General features: G+C 52.3%; 14 protein-coding genes. 4 read left to right on the forward strand and 10 right to left on the reverse strand.

What is annotated here, in order from left to right; all coding sequences use genetic code 11:
* Positions 1 to 11 precede the first annotated feature (11 nt).
* From MKY12_RS31215 to MKY12_RS31230, 4 genes are all read right to left on the reverse strand, one after another.
* Entirely contained in the window at positions 12 to 1,556 is a 1,545-nt protein-coding gene (locus tag MKY12_RS31215; protein WP_339312149.1) for a class I adenylate-forming enzyme family protein, read from the reverse strand.
* 54 nt (positions 1,557 to 1,610) lie between these two features.
* The gene (locus MKY12_RS31220) at positions 1,611 to 2,942 is read right to left on the reverse strand and encodes an SMI1/KNR4 family protein (protein ID WP_339312150.1); all 1,332 of its coding nucleotides are present in this window, start codon (positions 2,940 to 2,942) and stop codon (positions 1,611 to 1,613) included.
* A 162-nt stretch (positions 2,943 to 3,104) separates the two neighbouring features.
* Positions 3,105 to 4,865 carry a dihydroxyacetone kinase subunit DhaK gene (dhaK, locus tag MKY12_RS31225; protein WP_339252453.1) on the reverse strand — a complete coding sequence of 587 codons (1,761 nt, stop codon included), beginning with the start codon at positions 4,863 to 4,865 and terminating at the stop codon, positions 3,105 to 3,107.
* Complete coding sequence (locus MKY12_RS31230; protein ID WP_209868978.1) at positions 4,862 to 6,004, reverse strand: glycerol dehydrogenase; 1,143 nt, start codon at positions 6,002 to 6,004, stop codon at positions 4,862 to 4,864. The genes dhaK and MKY12_RS31230 overlap by 4 nt, the downstream gene beginning before the upstream one ends.
* 171 nt (positions 6,005 to 6,175) lie before the next feature.
* On the opposite strand from MKY12_RS31230, the gene MKY12_RS31235 reads away from it, so the two are divergent.
* The gene (locus MKY12_RS31235) at positions 6,176 to 7,177 is read left to right on the forward strand and encodes a PocR ligand-binding domain-containing protein (protein WP_339252455.1); all 1,002 of its coding nucleotides are present in this window, start codon (positions 6,176 to 6,178) and stop codon (positions 7,175 to 7,177) included.
* Positions 7,178 to 7,274: 97 nt separating this feature from the next.
* Positions 7,275 to 7,550, forward strand: coding sequence for a hypothetical protein (locus tag MKY12_RS31240; protein ID WP_339252457.1), 276 nt, complete (start codon positions 7,275 to 7,277; stop codon positions 7,548 to 7,550).
* A gap of 24 nt (positions 7,551 to 7,574) precedes the next feature.
* On the opposite strand, the gene MKY12_RS31245 is transcribed toward MKY12_RS31240, so the two are convergent.
* Positions 7,575 to 8,741, reverse strand: a complete 1,167-nt coding sequence (locus MKY12_RS31245) for a hypothetical protein (protein ID WP_339252459.1) — start codon at positions 8,739 to 8,741, stop codon at positions 7,575 to 7,577.
* 135 nt (positions 8,742 to 8,876) lie between these two features.
* Here MKY12_RS31245 and MKY12_RS31250 point away from each other — a divergent pair, with 135 nt between their 5' ends.
* Together MKY12_RS31250 and MKY12_RS31255 are read left to right on the forward strand one after the other, a co-directional pair.
* The gene (locus tag MKY12_RS31250; protein ID WP_339252461.1) at positions 8,877 to 9,731 is read left to right on the forward strand and encodes a LysR family transcriptional regulator; all 855 of its coding nucleotides are present in this window, start codon (positions 8,877 to 8,879) and stop codon (positions 9,729 to 9,731) included.
* 3 nt (positions 9,732 to 9,734) lie between these two features.
* A complete protein-coding gene (locus tag MKY12_RS31255) occupies positions 9,735 to 10,013 on the forward strand; it encodes a helix-turn-helix transcriptional regulator (protein ID WP_339252463.1) in 279 nt (92 codons plus the stop codon).
* Here MKY12_RS31255 and MKY12_RS31260 read toward each other — a convergent pair.
* From MKY12_RS31260 to MKY12_RS31280, 5 genes are all read right to left on the reverse strand, one after another.
* The gene (locus tag MKY12_RS31260) at positions 9,967 to 10,296 is read right to left on the reverse strand and encodes a hypothetical protein (RefSeq protein ID WP_339252465.1); all 330 of its coding nucleotides are present in this window, start codon (positions 10,294 to 10,296) and stop codon (positions 9,967 to 9,969) included. The genes MKY12_RS31255 and MKY12_RS31260 overlap by 47 nt on opposite strands.
* A 136-nt stretch (positions 10,297 to 10,432) precedes the next feature.
* Positions 10,433 to 10,900, reverse strand: a complete 468-nt coding sequence (locus tag MKY12_RS31265) for an SMI1/KNR4 family protein (protein ID WP_339252467.1) — start codon at positions 10,898 to 10,900, stop codon at positions 10,433 to 10,435.
* 128 nt (positions 10,901 to 11,028) lie between these two features.
* Positions 11,029 to 12,234 (reverse strand): hypothetical protein, encoded by a 1,206-nt coding sequence (locus MKY12_RS31270; protein WP_339312152.1) that lies wholly within the window; start codon positions 12,232 to 12,234, stop codon positions 11,029 to 11,031.
* Positions 12,235 to 12,376: 142 nt separating this feature from the next.
* On the reverse strand, positions 12,377 to 13,345 hold the full coding sequence (locus MKY12_RS31275; protein WP_339252470.1) for a helix-turn-helix transcriptional regulator: 969 nt from the start codon (positions 13,343 to 13,345) through the stop codon (positions 12,377 to 12,379).
* Between the two features lie 70 nt (positions 13,346 to 13,415).
* Entirely contained in the window at positions 13,416 to 13,883 is a 468-nt protein-coding gene (locus MKY12_RS31280) for a hypothetical protein (protein ID WP_339252471.1), read from the reverse strand.
* Between the last annotated feature and the right edge of the window lie 384 nt (positions 13,884 to 14,267).

Raw genomic sequence — 14,267 nt, forward strand, 5'->3', positions numbered from 1 at the left:
GAGATCCCCCTCTAGTACATAGTTTCTTTTATCGCCTTCTTATCTATTTTGCCTACGGATGTTCTGGCAAGTGACTGAGTAATCACTAAGCGGGTAGGCAACTTATATTCGGCTATCGATTGACCGCAGAATTGTTGCAAATCCTCTAGAGCGAGTGTCTGCTTATCCTTAAGTACAACTACCGCAGTGACTTCTTCACCTTTATCCGGCAGGGGCATTCCTACCACAGCAGCCTCAAGGATGGAGGGATGTGCGCTGATTGCTTGCTCCACTTCAGAGCAGTAGACATTAGAAGCTCCCACTATAATCATGTCTTTCTTCCGGTCCATAAGATATAGATAACCGTCTTCATCCAATCTGCCGAGATCACCCGTATGAAGCCACCCATTTCGGATGGTCTTGCCTGTCTCTTCCGGATTGTTCCAGTAACCAAGCATGATTTGTTCACTTCTGCATATGATTTCGCCAATGTCTCCTTGCTCTACATCTTGCCCTGAGTCATTGACTATACGCACCTCAAACGGCTTCTGGCCCCAGCGCTCCATATGGGATGGATTCCCGACCGACTGCAGCCGATGAAGCTTCCCCTCTGCAAGGCACTCTTGTACAGATAAAAAGCTGATAAATTGACCGCTCTCTGTCTGTGAATACACCTCGGATATCTGCGCGTTAGGGAATACTTCCAGAGCTTGCTGCAAGGTCTTCTCACTGATCGGAGCACCTCCGCAGGATATGCCTGCCACGGACCCGACTTCTCTGGAACGGTTACCTGCCAAGGCAGTAATATCCCTAAATAGGAGTCCGACGGTTCCCAGAAATCTGATTTGCTCATGCTCAATAATATCTATAACCTCGTTAGCCTGCAGCGGATAGGAGTCCGGATAAATGAGACAGCCTCCTTCAAAAAGAGTTGTCCAAAGGATAAATTGTCCGGTAAGATGGGCTTGATTGGGAACAAGCGATTTTTTGGCCGGATTATGCCCTCCGCCTCTTGCCGGGCTCATAAAGGCCCACTTTCTGATCGCACGATGGGAGTGCATCACTCCCTTGGAGCGTCCCGTTGTGCCCCCGGTATAAATCAGAAGAGCAATGTCATCCGGCTGTGCTGTGTACCATGCTGTTAATGGAGAGGAAGTCGCGATTAAATCTTCTAAGGACAGGCCGCCGTTGACCGGCTTGAACGTGATGGTAAAAGCTATACTGGGCGCTGAAAGAGAAGAGGCTATTCTCGGATGATCAGCATCATACACGATAGCTGTTGGGGCAGCATCATCAAGGATCTGATTCATCTCTCTAGAGGCCAGACCTGGAAAGATTGTAACTGGAATGGCACCTATAGCAATTACGGCACATTCTGCAATCACAAGATATGGACAAGGATCACCTGCAAGCGCCACCCGTTCACCGGGTCCTATTCCCAAGTTCTTCAGACCTCCCGCCACACAGCTCACCTGATGCAGTAATTGTTGATAGGTCAGATACTCATTTCTGTACTTTGTAGCATAGTAATCTGGCTGTAACCGGGCCACATGAGGCAAAATTTCTGAAAGAAGCATACGTATATCCTCCAAGAATGTTTATCCTGCTATTTGCTGATCCGCCCCATCCGCTCAGCCCAAATAATCATCCGGCAGGTGCAGCTCCCGCAAGCAAGCGGTGAATTTCTCCCTGAAATTAGGATTTCCTTTGTATTCGGGCCATATCGCCTTATAGTAAGGCAGCAGCTTCTCATGTGGAATAACGTCCCAATGTGAAATGGAGCTGCGCAGTACCTCTGTACCTCCGGTACGGAACATCTGCTCAATGATCTGCCAGCTCTCCTGCTTATTCCCGCAGTCTCTCACGGCATAGATCGCAGCCGTCTGCATAACCAGGCTGGTATGGCACAGGAAGGGTGCGAAATCGCGGAGGTTCACAGCATCGCAGTCTTTTAGAATATAACCGGCATAACGCAGAGTTTCCGCATCATTAATCCCTTCAAGCCTCTCAAGCCTCTGCCGGATCAGCGGAATGAATTCGGTCCGGTCCTCATTCTTGCCGTAAGTATGCAGAATGGTTAAGGCGCGGAGCGCTCCCTCAGCGTCATCCGACTGCAGCAGCTTCTGCAGATAGGGCCTGCCCGCCGCAAAGGACGTTTTGCAGAGCAGCGAGATGGCTGTTTTGGAATCCCGGGGGCTATGCTCCGTCACATGCTTCAGGAATTCCAAGGTCGACGGGGCGATTCGCTTGAACTTGAACATGGCCTCCAGCGCCTTGGCCTGCAGCTTCCCGTCAGGAGTGTTCCGATACAGCTGAATAAGCGTATTCTCGTCACCCGGCAGCCGGCTGCCAAACCATGCGTTGTCATAATCCAGAATAATCTCATCCAGCCAGCGCTCGTACCAGTCCAGGAAGTTATCTTCATAGACGAAGAAGAACGGGCGGTCAGGGAAAAATTCCGAGGTATACACAATCCTCCCCCGGTGCTCCCCTTCCAGCACGAGATACATCTCATATTCGCAGCCCTGGGTGCCGATACACAGCATTCCGCCAAGCGCCTTGTTTCTCGCTTCCTCGTACTCTTCATCCGAGATGTCCCGCTCCCCCGTCAGAGGCTCCGTCAATAGATTCCATTCCTCTGCGGTCATTCCGGGATGAAGCGCCGCCCGGCCCTGGAGTGCCGGAAGCTCGGTATAGGAGGTGGCCTGTGCAAGCGGATAGATCCCGTAATACGGTCCGGCCCCGCCGTTCCCGATCTCTGTCAAGAACCGGGCGAACGGTTCAGGAAGCCTGATCCCATATTGTGCCTCCCAGTCCGCCAGCTCGCCTGCTGTAAGCTTCTCTTTCAGCTTATATCGATGCGATGAAGCCCCAAATTCCGCGAACTCCGCATCCTTGCGCAGGGCCTGCTCCAGCTTCGTCCTGATCCGCTCAAGCTGATCAGCCTGCTTCTCTAATTCCATGATGATCCCTCCTGCATATTCAAAGAATGTCACATAATGGCCTGGCCGATTGTCTTCCATCATATCACACCAAGCATATATCCCAGGCTCCTCGTTTACTTCCACAACAAATAAGCCCGCCGTCACGATGAAGTGACAGGCGGGCTTATACCCAGGCAACACTTATTGGACAGCGTTAGACAGCTCTGTGAAAATAACCCCCAGGGCAAATGCGCCCGCATCCGGGTGGCCGATGCTGCGCTCACCTACTGTCCCGGCCCGGCCCATCCGCGCAACGATGGATTTCGTACGCTCCGCCCCCGTGACAGCGGCTTCAGCCCCCCTGGCGAAGGCCTCCTTCAAGGACAGCTGCTGCTGCGCGCTGCTCTTCCAGGCTTCAGCACAAGGAATCAGCGCATCGATCAGCGTCTTATCACCCACGACTGCTCCCCGTCCGAAGGAGCGTTCACCAGTAGCCTGGATGCCCTGAGCCGCCGCGTCCAGCATCCCGGCCATCTCCAGCGTATTCAGCGAGGTCCGGCCTGTAGCATATTTGCCTGCTGAGCGGAAGGCCGAGCCCCAGATTGGACCGGAAGCTCCGCCGCAATGCTCCATAATGATCAGGGAGCAGGCCTGAAGGAAGCTTCCGATATCCGTAGCGTGATCCTGCACAAGCTCCTTCCATTCCCGCTTCAATTGCTTGAAGCCTTTGGCGACACTCATCCCGAAGTCTCCATCACCCGCATGAGCATCCAGCTCACAGAAGGGAGCCTCATTCGCGATAATAATCTCACTCATCTTATCCACCAGATAGATGATGTTCGTAAGCCGCAGCCGTTCGTCACGGAGGACAGCGAAGCCCGGATCTGTCTCGGCCGTCAGGCTCACCTCAGCCTGAGCCTCCTGCTGCGGAAGAGGGCTGACGTATTGCACCGGCGCAAGCTCACCCGTTAACCGGAGCGCCGGAGTATCGCAAGGCTCAGCAAGCCATCTGCGCAGCTCATCATCCAGCTTCATCAGGCTGATGGAAGCGCCGGCCATATCTATGCTGGTCATATAGTTGCCTACAAGAGATTGGCGGATGATGATCCCCCGTTCTCCCAGACTACGGATCACAGAGTGATTGAGCAGGTACAGCTCCTGCAGAGGCGTTGCGCCGAAGCCGTTGACCAGCACCACTACCTCTCCGCCGTCCGGCTGATCCAGGTTCAGACTGGCCAGCAGGGCAGAGATCATACGTTCCGCCAGCTCATCGGCGGTCAACAGCTTTTCTCTGCGGATGCCCGGTTCACCATGAATGCCGACCCCATACTCCATCTCATCCTCCTGAAGCTGGAAGGTAGGCGTACCCTTGGCAGGAACGGTACAGGAGGTAAAAGCAAAACCAAGACTACGCACATGCTCTGCGGCATGCTGCGCGGCCTGCTTCACCTCGGCCAGCGGCAGTCCGGCCTCGGCAGCCGCCCCGGCAACCTTATGCACCAGAATCGTGCCAGCAACCCCTCGGCGTCCCACCGTATACAGGCTGTCTTCTACTGCAATATCATCATCAACCTTGACATAGTCCACAGCGAGGCCGTCCTCAGCCGCCAGATAAGCCGCATTCTGGAAGTTCATCATATCGCCGCTGTAATTCTTGATGATCAGCAGAGCGCCCTTATGGCCGGTATGGTTGCGGATCGCCTGGTAGACCTGAATCTGTGACGGGGAGGCGAAGACATCCCCGCAGACTGCGGCATCCAGCATTCCCGGTCCGACCAGCCCGGCATGCGCCGGCTCATGGCCGCTGCCCCCGCCGCTGATCAGCGTTACCTTGTCAGGATTCGGCGCAGACCTGGAGACAATTTTGTATTTGCTGTCGAATGTCAGCTGCGGATGAGCCATCACCAGTCCACTGCACATCTCACGGACGAGATTGGCCGGATCGTTGATTATCTTTTTCATACGCGCTGCTCCTTACTCTTCTTGAAGGCTTCGCCCAGCTTGTCAGCGACAGCAATGGCAGCGGCAACCGCTTCAGCGGTAACCGGGAACGGCATGGAATGAATCGACTCTTCCGGGATACACGCCTTGCGGGCCACTTCCAGCAGCTCCTCATGGGAGATAGAAGCGACACCAATATCGGCTAGGCATACGGGAAGGCCAACAGAGTGGCAGAAGGACAACACCTGATCGATCTCTGCCTGCTGCGCGTTCTCCAGAACGAGCTGTGCAATCGTGCTGAAGGCCACCTTCTCGCCATGGTAATAATGATGGGTGCCTTCAAGCGCCGTCAGGCCGTTATGGATGGCATGTGCGGCAGCCAGACCGCTGCTCTCGAAGCCAAGTCCCGACAGCAGGATGTTCGTTTCGATTATATTCTCCAGCGCCGGTGTCACCACGTTCTGATCACAAGCCAGCTTGGCTAAGACGCCATCCTCCAGCAGTGTATCGTAGCATAAGCGGGCAAGGGCCAGCGCGGCTTTGGTGCCTTTGGCCTCCGTAATCACGCCTGCATGCACTCCGCAAGGAAGCCCCGCATTGACATTGGAATAGGATGCCGCAGTAGCTCTGGCCTCGAAGTAGGTGGAGAGGGCATCGCCCATCCCGGATACCAGGAAGCGGGTAGGAGCCTGCGCAATAACAGTCGTATCAATCAGCACCACCGAAGGGCTGGCTTTGAAGTAAGCATAATCCTCGAAAGCGCCTTCAGAAGTGTAAATCACAGCGGAATGGCTGGTGGGTGCATCGGTGGCCGCAATGGTAGGAACGATAATCAGCGCATCGCCTTCTGCCACACATTTGGCCGTGTCGATCGCTTTGCCTCCGCCAAGACCGATTGTACAAGCACACTTGTGCTCACGGGCCAGCTCCTGTAGTCTGGAAATCTCCTGCCGGGAGCATTCGCCCTGGAAATCCCCCTTCACGAGGGTAATGCCGAATTGACTGCTGGTGGCATCGAGCTTGGCCTGCACACGCTTCACATCATCCGGGTGCGCAATCAGCAGAGCCGATGTGCCGAAAGTACTGACGAAGTATCCCAATTGAAGCAGCTCATCCTCACCTTGTGTGTATTTAGCCGGGCTGATAAAGGTTCTTCTCATTCTTTCATTCCTCCTCGAGTCGTATGTCCCCATTATAGACAAGTGGATAGCGCGGCGCATGGGACAAAGCAAACGAATTAATATGCTGCAAAATAGTATTATTATGTTGTCAGCATCTGAATTATAATTATCTTGTTCTCATTGTCACTGTAAATGGAAGGAGTGAGCCGGATGCAATCCAAATTCGATTTGAAATATATCATTGATATGGATGAATGGGGCAAGCTTCAGGAATCATTGTCCCTGGTGACGCGCATGGCCATCATTATGGTCGATTATAAAGGTGTGCCGGTTACCGCACATAGCCGATGCCAGGCCTTCTGCCAGACCGTGCGCAGCGACAAGGAATTCTCAGCCTATTGTCAAAAATGTGACGCGCGCGGAGGTCTGGAGGCTGTGCGGCTGAGCCGGCCCTATATCTACCGCTGCCACTTCGATATTCTCGACATTGCTATCCCTATCATTGTCGATAATCAGTACATCGGTGCGCTGATGGCCGGACAGATCCGGCTGGCGGAGGGAAGCGGCCCGAATCTGGAGCAGATTGTGTCCCGTCCGCACCAGGACGCCATGACGAAGGATCGGGCCCGCAAGTACGAGCTGCTGCCCGTCATGACGTATGAGGAGGTCGTAGCCACCGCCGATATGCTCTATCATTTGTGCAACTATGTGGTCAAGGAATCGATCCTGAAGCATGAGCTGCTGGAGCGAAGCCGGCAGCATGAGGCATTGAACCCGCAGCATGAGGCCAAGCCGAAGCCCGAACGGTCTGCGCTGCCCCTAGAGCCGCCCTCGGCTCCCAAGACTCCGGCCTCTTCGGGAAGCGCATACAAGACGGAATGCATAAGTCCTACTCTACAGCCTGCTTTGGACTATATGCTAAGCCACCGGGAGGAGAATTTCTCGCTGAAATCGCTGGCGCAGCTATGCCATATCAGCCCTAGCTACTTCAGCCGCTTGTTCACCAGGGAGATGGGCGAGCATTTCTCCCTATATGTCGCACGCATGAAGATCGGGTGGGCGAAGGAGCTGCTGGCAACAACGGATTGGTCAGTCAACGAGATCAGCAATCACTTGAATTTTTGCGATGCCGGTTATTTCATTAAGATCTTCAAGAAATACGAGTCGGCAACTCCCCTGTCCTACCGTGCTGCACTTAAGGACAGACATTGAGGGGAAGATGAATGGGATAGCTGGCTTGAATTCATTCTCAGCCTCCGCCCGATCCGGTATAATAGATACAACACTATTCGAGCAGGGGGTTAGCCGCATGAAGCTGAACGAACAAGGTGTGCTCATCGTTGAAGAGGATGATATACACGACATGTACTTTTTTCTGGTCCATGACGGGTTGACATTCAAGGATTCTTTCGAGATTGGGCTGGAAAGGCATAAGATTGAGCTGTACCCCGGCAGCGTATCTGCTATTGTTCCCCCGCAGGCCATGCCCGAGGACTATGGCTACCCGGAAGAAGACCTTCCCCGTATAGTGGAGGGGATTTATTCAGCCGTCCGGGAGTATGATCCGGGCTTCGGAGTGTGGTAACATCCCTGCTGCCTGTCTACAGCATCAAGGGATAACCAGGCCGTTCTTGAACGCCAGCTTCACATCATTCTCACGGACATAGGCGGAATAGTCCCATGATTCTCCCTCCTGCAGCCGCTTGTATGTCTGATGAATATTCCGGCGCCAAGGCGACGGCCGGCTGTTGAAATAATTCGTAAAGAAGCGCTGCGCCTGCTCTTGTGTGCCGAAGCACAGCAGATAGGCCAGCGGACTGGATTCAGCATCGCAGATGCCGGGGAATCCTGCGCCGCAAGCGGCAAGCTGCTCCAGTGCGCGGGGACGGTCTGCGAACAGCTCGAACAGCGGCAGGACACGTTCCCCAATCAGCTGACCGATCTCCTGCCGGGAGGAATCCAGTTGTGAGCCGGCGACCTGCCAGACGATAGCGCTTGACGATTTCTGCGGCCTGCGCAGCGAGCCGAACAGAACGGTATCGTCCCCTCTGCCGGTTTGTCCGGCAAGCCATTTTTTGACGGACTTGCTGGCAATCCGCAGGTTCACGGTCATCCGTACATCGGTGCGGGTGTTGTAAGACTGCGGTTGGAAAGAGAGCTCGAATATGGTATCTTTGTCGGCCGCTGTTTTTTTCCATACCGTACCCGCCTTATTGGATTTGAAGCCCTCTGCCTGGAGAAACTGCTGCCCGGTCTGCTGGCAGGCCTGAAGGAATTGAGCTTTGGGATCAAGCTTACGGTTAGAAGGGCCTTCAGACCAGACCTCCCACTGGGCAAAACGGTCATCCAGCACGGGCTTCAGGCGGTCGTAATTCTCCCAGCTGTTCTCTACATGATAGATGCTTGGATATTCACGGCCTTGTTCAGCCGCCAGGCGGTTGAACACCTCACCGTAATCATTGAGATAGCTTCCATACTGTGCGGCGAACGCCGATTGACCGTCATAATAATCGGCGGCGAAGGCATTGCCGCGCTCGTCCAGATCCTCATCCCAGAACTTCCCGTCACAGTACTCCAGCAGGTATTCCAGCCCTGTAAGCTCACGGCGTTTAAGCCCCTTCAGCGCCTCCGCCGACTCCTCAAGGTGAATTTCCCCCGCCATACCGCGGCCCAAGGCCCAGGCCAGAAACATGCCGATATGAATCCCGCCATTCTCTTCCGGCAGATCTGCAGGATAATCTCCCCCGGAATGCCAATCGATCCGGTCATATGCCATACGGGTCTCCTTTCGGCCAGCAGGCTCTAGCTCCCGGCTTCCCTTTTTAATTTGTCATCAAGGATGGAATTCAGTACAATGATCAGCATCGGAAGGTACTACTATAGATTATGATATACAGAAGGTGACACCGCAATGGAAAGTGGAGATTTGAGGATTTTTCAGGCTGTTGCCCGTGAGGGTACGATTACGAAGGCTGCGCAAGCCCTGAACTATGTTCAGTCCAATGTGACCAGCCGGATCCAGTTCCTGGAGGCCGAGCTGAAGGTCCCGCTGTTCCACCGGTCCAACCGGGGGATGACATTAACGCCTGCGGGGGAGAACCTGCTGGAATACGCGAATGCCATACTAATGCTAATGGACGAGGCTGTACAATCAACACAATACTCAGAGCACCCGGCCGGCCCGCTGCGGATCGGCTCTATTGAGACGACAGCGGTCATTCATCTCACATCCATGATCGCTGACTACCATTCCCGCTACCCCGATGTCCATCTGTCGCTCATCACGGGTGAAACGCATGACCTTCTCCACAAAGTGCTTGATCATAAATTAGATGGTGCTTTCGTCTATGGACCCATAGACCAGCCGGATATCGGGCATGTTGCGGCTTACGAGGAGGAGCTGGTGCTCATTGCTGAACCGGGGACAACTGAGTTGCATGAGTTGCTGCAAAAGCCCATGCTGTTCTTCGACGTTGGCTGCACGCACCGGGTCAAAGCGGAGCGCTTCCTGCGCGAGAGCGGGATGCACTCGGTTCAGATCCGGGAATTCGGCACGCTTGAAATGATTCTGAACGGAGTATCTGCCGGACTCGGCGTATCCCTGCTGCCGAAGTCCTCGATCTGCAAGGCAGAAGAGGCCGGACGAATCACCTCCCACCGCCTGCCCGAAGATTACCGGAAGCTAGAAGTATGGTTGATATACCGCCACAACTCGGTGCTTTCCAGTGCAATGTGCAGGTTTGTAGAGGTGGTGGGGCAGAGATAGATAATGATAAAAGGAGTATTTTCCTTGAACGATACACCCAACACACTTAAACAAATTATCGGAAAAACCGTTAAAGCGATACGAATCAAACAAGGCTTGAGCCAAGAGGACCTTGCTCACGAATGTAACGTAGATCGTTCCTATATCTCTATGATCGAAGTCGGCCGCAACGAGCCATCCATCACCAAAATATTTGAGCTTTGCAGAGGTTTAAAGATTACTCCCTCCTACTTCATTAAATTGGTTGAACTTGAGTATGACAGAGACCGGGAGCAGGAATGAAACAACTCTCTAGCTCTATCCAAGCATAAAATGCCTGCGGCATCCCCATTGTGATCGGTTTTTCGATCATATCCGGCCCACACGCCTCTGCCGCACCTAATGTGATCGGTTTTTCGATCATATCCGGCCCACACGCCTCCGCCGCACCTAATGTGGTCGGTTTTTCGACCATATCCGGCCCACACGCCTCCGCCGCACCGAATGTGGTCGGTTTTTCGACCATATCCGGCTGTTCGGTGAAATCAGCGAAGTCATTCCTATTACTGAACCAGAATATAGTCATCCTGCCGATGCTCCAAGACACTTACCCCCAACTTTATGCACAACTTATCCACATCGGACGAAAGTCATAATCTCCTAATCAATAAAAAAGATCAGAACCTACTCCCTCAGGCTCTGATCTTTTCGCATCTTACAATCTATCTACTCGAATCCGACATCAGCCAGGCCAGGAATTCTCCAAACGAATCGGCTACCTGCTCAACCTCTTCAAATTCAGGCTCAACTCCACGGACAATAGCCCCGCTGTCTGTCGTTAAGTCGATGGCGTAGAAGGAATATCCGTCCTTCACAGACATTACGATCGGCAAGTGATGATCCCACCAGGCCGTGATCTCGGACTGCCAAGCTGGATCACCCGCTGCTGCCTCCACACTAAGCATTTCAAATTCATTCCACCGGAATTCGGTTTCCGCGCTATGATTGAACTCAGCCTCACAAATAAACCAGGTTTGCTCATCCGGTGCAACGCAGGTTTCAACTACACTTAGAAACTCTGAGTACTCTTTGGGCAGTCCTTTATATCTGGAAGTAATGCCGCTATTCAAATGCAGCTGAGCACCGGATTTCTTCCTAATCTCCCAGCCGTTTGCCTCCGCCCAAGTCATAAATTCCCTGATAAGAGCTTTTCCTTTTCCACTATTCGTGTCCAAAAGATACACCCGCCCATCTGCTTAAGAAATGGAAACTACCACACTAATATACCATTTCCGCAGGGCTGCTTACATACAGCAGATCATTCCTTTACCTTAAGCTGCCACGTTGCCTCCCTGCCTTCCCACTGCTTACCGTTAGCCACATAGTACTCTCTTTCCACCGACCCATCTGTTTTGGTAAAACTAATGGCAAATACCTGACCTTCTGCGATTTGCATCGGGTATTGATCATACGGAAGAACATTACCCGTCTGTGTCAGCTTGCTGGCATCTTCGTAAGCATCTTCTAATCGCCAAAAATCCCAGTAAACATAATCCCTGAATCCACTCATGTCCTGCTTCCCGTAATACGATGCTGCATACTTCTTACCCTGCATAGTGATTTCTTCTACTCTGAGCGGTTCAATATCCTTCACCATCCAGCTAATATCCTCGGAGTGCAGGTTGCCTCCATAGTGCTTATGTAATTGATTGGCCATGCAAGGAACAGACTTGGTAATAAGTTCCATTTCATTGACTCCGGTATGCGCTGCCCCGTAAATGCCCATGATGCTCTCGTTGCCCAGCTTTTCAAATTCTCGGATGAAATTCTCCGTCATCTTATTTTCCCGGTATACATTATCGTAACTCCTGTAATACCTCTGGCCCTGCTGAATCGCTTCGGTTGTTAAGGTGTATATCTCCGATCCGGTCAAATCGTTGGCCTTAAGATAAGACAAGAACCGCTCGCCGGTAGTATCAGGTCCATGCCCAATATCTGTTCCGTGAAAGATTGTCTCAGGACATCCGCTTTTTATTTTCTTAAAAAAAGTCTTCGTATAGGGAATGTGACCCTGAGTCCCTTCCCAATCCTGATAAAGCTCCTCCAAAATGTCATCATTGTCCGACTGCATCCACAGGTTCAAGTATTCGGCAGCGTAATAGGACTGCTCCACGAATAGGTGTCTCATGCCCTTGTTGTGGTAATAATCAGACCAAGCTTCATATTCCTTGTCCATAATCTTGGCAACGCCATGGGATTCGCCATACAGATAAATCTGGCCGGTCGCTTTGGTCGTTAGCGGGGTTGCTCCAGGGGTTGCCTGGGCCAATCGGGCAGGAGGTGCCGATGGACTGGCTGATTGTGCAGACGGACTTGCTGTTTCGCCCGCAGAAGAGTTGCCGCTGCAGGCTGTCAGGCTGCTGATCAGCAGTATCGCCATTAGGGCAAGCAGCAGAGGACGAGTATACCTTATTCGCGCCTGAGCCGCTACGCCGCCATATGTATTGGAATTTTTTACATCCATAAGGAATATCACCCTTTCATCATCAACTCTTACAAGTTAATCACAAATTATGGATGTCCTCAGTGCTGTATGTCATGCATAGAGTTACATTACTAATCAGTAAAGCACCCACCCTATGAGAGCAGCAGGCGCTTGGCAGCAATTATGACTTCTGAACAGGCCGGACATACTTGAAGTACCGATCCGGGTTGAAATAGAAGTAGATGATCCGGCCGGGGGTAGAGTCGAAGCAGTAGCCAGTGCCTGTATAGTCAAAAGCAGCCATCGCCTGCTCCATCCGTTCCTCGACACTGCGGTTCTCCTGCTCATAATCGAATGGCCCGTGCTCGAATACGATATACTCGGCCTCGGGGACATCCGCCATCAGCATCTGCGCGGGGACTTCACCTTCATACTCGTAAGGGAGACGCACACCGTAACACTCTGTACGCGGAAATCCCCAATCGCAGAGTCTGCCGTCCGGGTCATTCATATAGGCCATAATCTGGCCGTTGCCGCTGTTCGTGTCGCTTCCGCCGTCATCATCCAGCTTGCCCTTGATACTGTCCAGCAAGCCGGTGATGGTCTCGCAATCCTGCCCAGGAATCAGGCTCTGCTTCTGCCAGAAATCCCAATACCCGTTGCTCTCCACGTTCTCGATGTACAGGAACTTGTGTGCGGGAATGGTCACGAAATAAATCTTAACCTCTTCTGTAGATTTTACCATGCCAACCTCTCCTAGTCCGAAAAAGTAGCGGTCAAACGGGTTGATTTTGGTCCGCAGGACGACAGGGTACGGGTGTCTCCGGTACTCGCTTGGGGCCACACCATAGGTCACCTTGAACGCGCGCGTAAAAGCTTCATGGGAGGAGAATCCATAGTCGAGCGCAATATCCAGAATGCTTTTTCCGCTGTCCCGCACCTCCTTCAGTGCAAAAGCCAGCTTCCGGTGGCGAAGGTAATCCCTAAGCTGCATCCCGGATATCTCTTTGAATTTCCTCGTCGTATGAAACTCCGAATAACCCAGCTTGTCAGCAAGAGATTGCAGCGTTATGGCCTCACTGTTATGCTGCTTAATGCTTTGGTCCATATCATCGACAATGGTCTGGATCTGCCTGTGCCACTCGTACACCGTCCGCTCACCCCCTCGTTCCAACCGCTCTATGTTCATTCTAGAATACTGGAAAAGGTATTTCTTGATTCTACTTGCGGCATGGGATCAGCCTCATCTCTGTAAGATGATCCAGATTGATCTCGATCCTCAGCTCATCATGCTCATTCATCGCGATTAATGTCCGGTCTTCAATACTTAATTGCTTGATAGGATTGGTGACATCCGAGAAAAAAGCCCAAACCATATTGCCGCCCGCATCGGTGCAGGCAATGAAGCCCTCATTCCCCATCTGCCCGTCCCCGCCGTAGATTGTACCGCCCTCATAATCCAGACTCGTCCATGCATCAACAATGGTCCAAGGATCATCGTTATGCTTCACAATGCTCTCAATCGTTGTGTCACACAAGGGGGAACAGCGCATTGTACGCTGACGGGTATTCGGGTCGTAACAGGTCTCAATATTCAGAATCGTAATGCTGCCATCTGCCCAAGCAATACAATTGATCCCGGGCAGCTCACACTCCTCCGTCCAATGCTTCAGGATTAAGTTACTCATGGCTCTATCCTTCCGTTTCGCTGATTTCCTGTACATATACCATTTCTGTTAACCGCCCCGTTTTCCCTTCTCAAGGGTAAAAGACCATCCTAATTAATCAAGTGATTTCAGTCCATAAATGCGGTAAGGGATGAGGCTGTATCTGTAGCGAAAAAACAGGGGTAAGTGTATTCTGTGCAACTAAAAACAGTGAAACGGAAGTCCATCTTCTTCTAATTGTAGTCTGTACAACTAAATTTGACTGGATGGGCAAAAATCCAGAACTAGAGGCATTTTAATTGCACGAAATACATCTAAAAAGAGATTTGGCGGCACATCCGGCGATTTAGTTGTACAAATTGCAATTAGGACTACCCCTACTAGGTCCGATTTATGTACAAAAAA

Origin of the sequence: Paenibacillus sp. FSL M7-0896, from assembly GCF_037975415.1 — a bacterium.
GTDB classification, from domain to species: Bacteria; Bacillota; Bacilli; order Paenibacillales; family Paenibacillaceae; genus Paenibacillus_AQ; species Paenibacillus_AQ silagei.

Bases quoted from the DNA above. Each gene is read 5' to 3' on its own strand.
- MKY12_RS31260 (WP_339252465.1), bottom strand. From the start codon at position 10,296: ATGACTATATTCTGGTTCAGTAATAGGAATGACTTCGCTGATTTCACC.
- dhaK (WP_339252453.1), bottom strand. From the start codon at position 4,865: ATGAAAAAGATAATCAACGATCCGGCCAATCTCGTCCGTGAGATGTGC.
- MKY12_RS31265 (WP_339252467.1), bottom strand. From the start codon at position 10,900: ATGACTTGGGCGGAGGCAAACGGCTGGGAGATTAGGAAGAAATCCGGT.
- MKY12_RS31270 (WP_339312152.1), bottom strand. From the start codon at position 12,234: ATGGATGTAAAAAATTCCAATACATATGGCGGCGTAGCGGCTCAGGCG.
- MKY12_RS31245 (WP_339252459.1), bottom strand. From the start codon at position 8,741: ATGGCATATGACCGGATCGATTGGCATTCCGGGGGAGATTATCCTGCA.
- MKY12_RS31280 (WP_339252471.1), bottom strand. From the start codon at position 13,883: ATGAGTAACTTAATCCTGAAGCATTGGACGGAGGAGTGTGAGCTGCCC.
- MKY12_RS31235 (WP_339252455.1), top strand. From the start codon at position 6,176: ATGCAATCCAAATTCGATTTGAAATATATCATTGATATGGATGAATGG.
- MKY12_RS31230 (WP_209868978.1), bottom strand. From the start codon at position 6,004: ATGAGAAGAACCTTTATCAGCCCGGCTAAATACACACAAGGTGAGGAT.
- MKY12_RS31240 (WP_339252457.1), top strand. From the start codon at position 7,275: ATGAAGCTGAACGAACAAGGTGTGCTCATCGTTGAAGAGGATGATATA.
- MKY12_RS31250 (WP_339252461.1), top strand. From the start codon at position 8,877: ATGGAAAGTGGAGATTTGAGGATTTTTCAGGCTGTTGCCCGTGAGGGT.
- MKY12_RS31215 (WP_339312149.1), bottom strand. From the start codon at position 1,556: ATGCTTCTTTCAGAAATTTTGCCTCATGTGGCCCGGTTACAGCCAGAT.
- MKY12_RS31220 (WP_339312150.1), bottom strand. From the start codon at position 2,942: ATGGAATTAGAGAAGCAGGCTGATCAGCTTGAGCGGATCAGGACGAAG.
- MKY12_RS31255 (WP_339252463.1), top strand. From the start codon at position 9,735: ATGATAAAAGGAGTATTTTCCTTGAACGATACACCCAACACACTTAAA.